Source organism: uncultured Amaricoccus sp., assembly GCF_937858865.1.
Lineage (GTDB): Bacteria > Pseudomonadota > Alphaproteobacteria > Rhodobacterales > Rhodobacteraceae > Amaricoccus.
This window is the reverse complement of the sequence record NZ_CALLYO010000003.1, coordinates 1-5,561: the sequence shown is the minus strand read 5'-3', so window position 1 is coordinate 5,561 and position 5,561 is coordinate 1. Positions and strand designations below refer to the sequence as shown.

At 71.6% G+C, this 5,561-nt stretch carries 5 protein-coding genes; 3 read left to right on the top strand and 2 right to left on the bottom strand.

The features are described from left to right. The first annotated feature begins 186 nt into the window (after nucleotides 1–186). Nucleotides 187–1,593, top strand: a complete 1,407-nt coding sequence (leuC, locus tag Q0112_RS00035) for a 3-isopropylmalate dehydratase large subunit (protein ID WP_297970014.1) — start codon at nucleotides 187–189, stop codon at nucleotides 1,591–1,593. A 9-nt stretch (nucleotides 1,594–1,602) separates the two neighbouring features. On the opposite strand, the gene Q0112_RS00030 is transcribed toward leuC, so the two are convergent. Continuing rightward, nucleotides 1,603–2,982 (bottom strand): MATE family efflux transporter, encoded by a 1,380-nt coding sequence (locus Q0112_RS00030; protein ID WP_297970013.1) that lies wholly within the window; start codon nucleotides 2,980–2,982, stop codon nucleotides 1,603–1,605. A gap of 366 nt (nucleotides 2,983–3,348) precedes the next feature. On the opposite strand from Q0112_RS00030, the gene leuD reads away from it, so the two are divergent. Then, a complete protein-coding gene (leuD, locus tag Q0112_RS00025) occupies nucleotides 3,349–3,960 on the top strand; it encodes a 3-isopropylmalate dehydratase small subunit (RefSeq protein WP_297970012.1) in 612 nt (203 codons plus the stop codon). Between the two features lie 4 nt (nucleotides 3,961–3,964). Here leuD and Q0112_RS00020 read toward each other — a convergent pair whose 3' ends face one another. Further along, nucleotides 3,965–4,399 (bottom strand): PACE efflux transporter, encoded by a 435-nt coding sequence (locus Q0112_RS00020; RefSeq protein ID WP_297970011.1) that lies wholly within the window; start codon nucleotides 4,397–4,399, stop codon nucleotides 3,965–3,967. Between the two features lie 80 nt (nucleotides 4,400–4,479). On the opposite strand from Q0112_RS00020, the gene Q0112_RS00015 reads away from it, so the two are divergent. Then, nucleotides 4,480–5,376, top strand: coding sequence for a LysR family transcriptional regulator (locus tag Q0112_RS00015; protein WP_297970010.1), 897 nt, complete (start codon nucleotides 4,480–4,482; stop codon nucleotides 5,374–5,376). The last annotated feature ends 185 nt before the right edge of the window (nucleotides 5,377–5,561 follow it).

Sequence of the window (5,561 nt, the reverse complement as noted above, 5' to 3'; positions counted from 1 at the left end):
GGCCGCGGCTCCGCTTGTCGCGGCCCCGATTCGCCGCTAGAGAAGCCCCATGCCACGGATCTTCGACATGGACGACCGCGCGCGCCTGCCGTGGCGCTTCCACAGCCGCGGCCTCAGCCTCCGTCCCTGACCGCCGGGACGCGCGCCACCCGTCGTCCGTCGAAGCCATCCTCGTGGGAGGAAAGCATGTCCGAACCGAAAACCCTCTACGACAAGATCTGGGACGCCCATCTGGTCGACGAAGCCCCGGATGGCACCTGCCTGCTCTACATCGACCGCCACCTCGTCCACGAGGTCACCAGCCCCCAGGCCTTCGAGGGCCTGCGCCTGGCCGGCCGCCCGGTCCGCGCGCCCGGCAAGACCGTCGCCGTCCCCGACCACAACGTCCCGACCGACATCAATCGCGCCCGCGGCATCGAGAACGAGGAGAGCCGCATCCAGGTCGAGACCCTGAAGAAGAACGCCGAGGACTTCGGCATCGAATACTACGGCGTCGGCGACATCCGCCAGGGCATCGTCCACATCATCGGCCCCGAGCAGGGCTGGACCCAGCCCGGCATGACCATCGTCTGCGGCGACAGCCACACCGCCACCCACGGCGCCTTCGGCGCCCTCGCCCACGGCATCGGCACCTCCGAGGTCGAGCACGTCCTCGCCACCCAGACCCTGATCCAGAAGAAGTCGAGGAACATGAAGGTCGAGGTGAAGGGCTCCCTCGGCCCCGGCGTCACCGCCAAGGACATCACCCTCTCGATCATCGGCGCCACCGGCACCGCCGGCGGCACCGGCCACGTCATCGAGTACATGGGCGAGGCGATCCGCAACCTCTCCATGGAAGGCCGGATGACCGTCTGCAACATGGCGATCGAGGGCGGCGCCCGCGCCGGCCTGATCGCCCCCGACGAGAAGACCTACCGCTACGTCCGCGGCCGCCCGCACGCCCCCAAGGCCGGCGCCTTCGAGATGGCCGAGGCCTGGTGGCGCACCCTCTTCACCGACGAGGGCGCGCATTTCGACCGCGAGGTGATCCTCGACGCCGCCGAGATCGCGCCGGTCGTCACCTGGGGCACCAGCCCCGAGGACGTGCTCCCCATCACCGGCGTCGTCCCCCACCCCGAGGACTTCAAGGGCGGCAAGGTCGACGCCGCCCGCCGCTCGCTCGAATACATGGGCCTCACCCCCGGCACCCGCCTGCAGGACATCGCCATCGACACCGTCTTCATCGGCTCCTGCACCAACGGCCGCATCGAGGACCTGCGCGAGGTCGCCCGCGTCATGGAGGGCCGCCGCGTCAAGGAGGGCCTCCGCGCCATGATCGTCCCCGGCTCCGGCCTCGTCCGCGCCCAAGCCGAGGAGGAGGGCATCGCCCAGAAGCTGATCGAGGCCGGCTTCGACTGGCGCATGGCCGGCTGCTCGATGTGCCTCGGCATGAACCCCGACCAGCTCGCCCCCGGCGAGCGCTGCGCCTCGACCTCGAACCGCAACTTCGAGGGCCGCCAGGGCCGCGGCGGCCGCACGCACCTGCTCTCCCCTGCGATGGCCGCCGCCGCCGCCGTCACCGGCCGGCTGACCGACGTCCGCGAGCTCATGTGAGCCCGCGGATCACCGGCCGAGCAGCCCGAGCCGCTCGCGCAGCGCGAAGCGGCCGTTGAGCAGCACCGCCGCGGTCGCCAGCCCGAGCGCGAGGCCGATCCATATCCCGGTCCCGCCCCAGCCCGCCCGGAAGCCGAAGGCCCAGGCCACCGGCAGCCCGACCGCCCAGTAGCTGAAGAGCGCCATCAGCATCGGCACGCGGGTGTCCTGCACCCCGCGCAGCAGCCCGCTCCCCACCGCCTGCAGCGAATCGACCGTCTGGAAGGCGGCGGCGACGAGCAGGAGCGGCACCGCATAGGCGAGGACCGCCGCCGCGTTCGGATCCTCCGCGTCGAGGAAGAGCCCGATCAGCGCCTCCGGCCAGGTCCAGAAGGCGAGCGCCCCGAGGCGCGCGATCCCGGTCGCGAGCACGAGCGCCGTCGCCGCCGCCCGGCCGAGGTCGGCCCGCGCCCCGCGCCCGTACTCGATCCCGACCCGCACCGTCGCCGCGTTGCCGAGCCCGAGCGGGATCATGAAGGCGACCGAGGCGAGCTGTACCGCGATCCCGTGCGCCGCGAGCGGCACCGCCCCGAGCCAGCCCATCATCAGCGAGGCGCTGACGAAGAGCCCGACCTCGGCCACCACCGTCGCCCCGATCGGCCAGCCGAGCCGCAGGATCTCGCCGAAGGCCCGCCAGTCCGGCCGCCAGAGGCGCGCCAGCAGAGCATAGCGCGCGAGCCCGGGCGCCAGCGTCGCATAGGCGACGAGCAGCAGCGCCATCAGCAGGTTGGCGAGCGCCGTGGCCAGCGCCGCACCCGGAACCCCGAGCGCCGGAAAGCCGTAGTGCCCGAAGATCAGCGCATAGTCGAGCAACCCGTTGGCGCCCGCCCCGATCACGATGATGGCGAGCAGCACATAGGCATGCCCGACCACGCTCAGGAAAGCCCGCATTCCGGTGATGACGAGCGCGGGCAGCATCGACCACATGACGACCCGCACGTAGCTGCCGGCGAGCCGTGCCAGCTCCGGCTCCTGCCCCAGCGCGAGCAGGATGCGCTCGGCGTGCCAGAGCGGCCACATGACGAGCGCGCTGTAGAGCGCCAGCACCCAGAGCCCCATCCGCACCGCCCGCCGCACGCCCGCCGCGTCGCCCGCCCCCTCGGCGGCGGCGGCGAGCGGCATCACCGCCTGCGAGAAGCCGACGCCGAAGATGTAGACGATGAAGAAGGCCTGCGTGCCGAGGATGCCCGCCGCCAGCCCCTCCGCCCCGAGCCAGCCGAGCATCAGCGTGTCGGTGACGTTCATCGCCGTCTGTGCCAGCTGCGTGCCGACGAGCGGCAGCGCCAGCACGACGGTCGCCCGCACGTGAGCGGACCAGGGTTGCGGAACGGCGGAATTCGGCACGGCCATCGGTCTCCTCCGGCGCGGGGCACTAGGGACAGGGCGAGGGGAAGTCCAGCGCGATCGCCGACGACATCCTCGCCCTGAAGGACGACCGGCCGGCGCTCGCCGGGTCGGCGCGATCCAGGGCCTGCGGGCGAGTAACGAAGCATTAACCCGACGAATCTCTTCAGTATCAATGGGATACCTATAGTTTCGCGCGCGAAATCCTGATTGCGCAGGGACTCGACGCGTCTGCCGGGCGCCCCGCCCCGCTCGCTCTTGCCTTCTCCCCCGATTGCCCCCGTGGGGAAGTCATGGGGAAGTCCGGCGCCGCTTGCGCCGCCCGCCCGGCCGGGCTAACTCCTCCCGACAAGCCACCGGAAGGCACGGGCCATGGAAAAGTTCACCAAGCTCACCGGCGTCGCGGCGCCGCTGCCCCTGATCAACGTCGACACCGACATGATCATCCCCAAGCAGTTCCTGAAGACGATCCAGCGCTCCGGCCTCGGCAAGAACCTCTTCGACGAGATGCGCTACGACGCGGACGGCAACGAGAACCCGGACTTCGTCCTCAACAAGCCCGCCTGGCGCAAGGCGACGATCCTCGTCGCCGGCGAGAACTTCGGCTGCGGCTCCTCGCGCGAGCATGCCCCCTGGGCGCTGCTCGACTTCGGCATCCGCTGCGTGATCGCCCCCTCCTTCGCCGACATCTTCTTCAATAACTGCTTCAAGAACGGCATCCTGCCGATCGCGCTGCCGCAGGAGCAGGTCGACATGCTGATGGACGACGCCCGGCGCGGCGCCAACGCCGTCGTCACCGTCGACCTCGAGAAGCAGGTCATCACCGGCCCGGACGGCGGCTCGATCTCCTTCGAGGTCGACCCCTTCCGCAGGCACTGCCTGCTCAACGGCCTCGACGACATCGGCCTCACCATGGAGAAGGCCGCCGCCATCGACAGCTTCGAGGCGAAGCTGGCCTCGAGCCGTCCCTGGCTCGCCGCCTGACGCCTCAGCCCTTCCCGTAGGCACCGGGCAGCCCGAACAGCCGGTCGAAGCCCCAGGTGAAGCCGAAGGTATAGGCGAGGAAGAAGACCAGCAGCCCGAGGTCGAGGATCAGCGCCTCGACGAGCGTGATCCCGAGCCACCAGGCCGCGAGCGGCACGAGGATGAGCGCCAGCCCGCCCTCGAAGCCCGCCGCATGCGCCACCCGCCGGGCGAAGCTGCGCCCGGCCGCCGGGTGGCGCGCCTCCCACCGCTCGAAGAACGTGTTGAAGACGAAGTTCCACAGCATCGCGACCGTCGAGGAACCGACCGCCAGCACCCCGGCGCGCGCCCCGCTCACGCCGTAGATCCCCGCGACCCCCGCCGAGGTCGCCAGGATGGCGATGCCCTCGTAGAGCGAGACGTAGACGATCCTGCGCAGCACACCCTGCACCGCTTCCATCCTGATTCGCTTGTGCCGGCGCCGGAGGTAGTCCATTCCGGCTGATGGATACAGTCAGCTCCTGTCAGCCATGGTGACGGATGGCCTTCACCAGCGAAACCGTCCGCACCTTCCTCGCCGTCCTCGACGCCGGCTCCTTCTCCGCCGCCGCCCGTGCGCTGGGTCGCGTCCCCTCCGCCGTCAGCATGACGATCGCCGGCCTCGAGGCCGAGCTCGACCTCCGCCTCTTCGACCGCTCCGGCCGCGAACCGGTCCCCACCGGCGCCGCCCGCGCCCTCGAGCCGCAGGTCCGCGCCATCGCCGCCGGCCTCGCCCGGCTCGAGGCGCACGCCCTCGCCCTCCACGCCGGCCTCGAGCGCCGCCTCTCGCTCGCCATCGCCGCCGAGCTCCTCCTCGTCCCCTGGAGCGCGCCGCTCGCCGCGCTCGCCGCCGAGTTCCCCGCGCTCGAGATCGACGTCGTCTCCGGCCCGCAGGACGAGATGATGCGCCGCCTCCACGCCGGCGAGGTCGACCTCGCGCTCGTCTTCGAGCGCCCCCGCCTCGACGAGCGCGAGGATTTCCAGGAGTTCAGCCAGGAGCTGCTCGTCGCCGTTGCCGCGCCCTCTCACCCCCTCGTCGCCGCCACTTCCCGCCCGCGCCTCAGCGACCTCGTCGTCGCCCGCCAGATCGCCGTCACCGGCCGCGACGCGGCGGCCGCCGACCCGCGCCTCCTTCTCTCGCGCAGCGTCTGGCACACCGACAGCCACCTCTCGACGCTCCTCCTCGTCGAGGCCGGCCTCGGCTGGGCCTTCCTCCCCCGCCGCCTCGTCGAGCCCTCCGCGGCCGCCGGCCGCCTCGCCGAGATCGCCTTCGCCGACATGAGCAACGAGCTCCGCCTCTGGGTCGACCTCGTCTGGCGCAACGACCGCCCTCTCGGCACCGGCGCCCGCCGCTTCATCACCCTCATCGCCGCCGCCTCCGCCCGCGCCGCCGGTTGACGCCCCCGCCGGCGCGCGTCTGCTGTCTCATGCATACCCCCTGTCCATGAGTTGCGCGCCCCCTTCCGGTTAACGAACCCTTAGCCACCGGGCCTTCATCGTCCCGCCATGCGGGCCCTCCTCCTCACCGTCCTCCTCGCCTTTCCCGCCGCCGCCGACACCCTCCGCGTCGCCACCTGGGACGT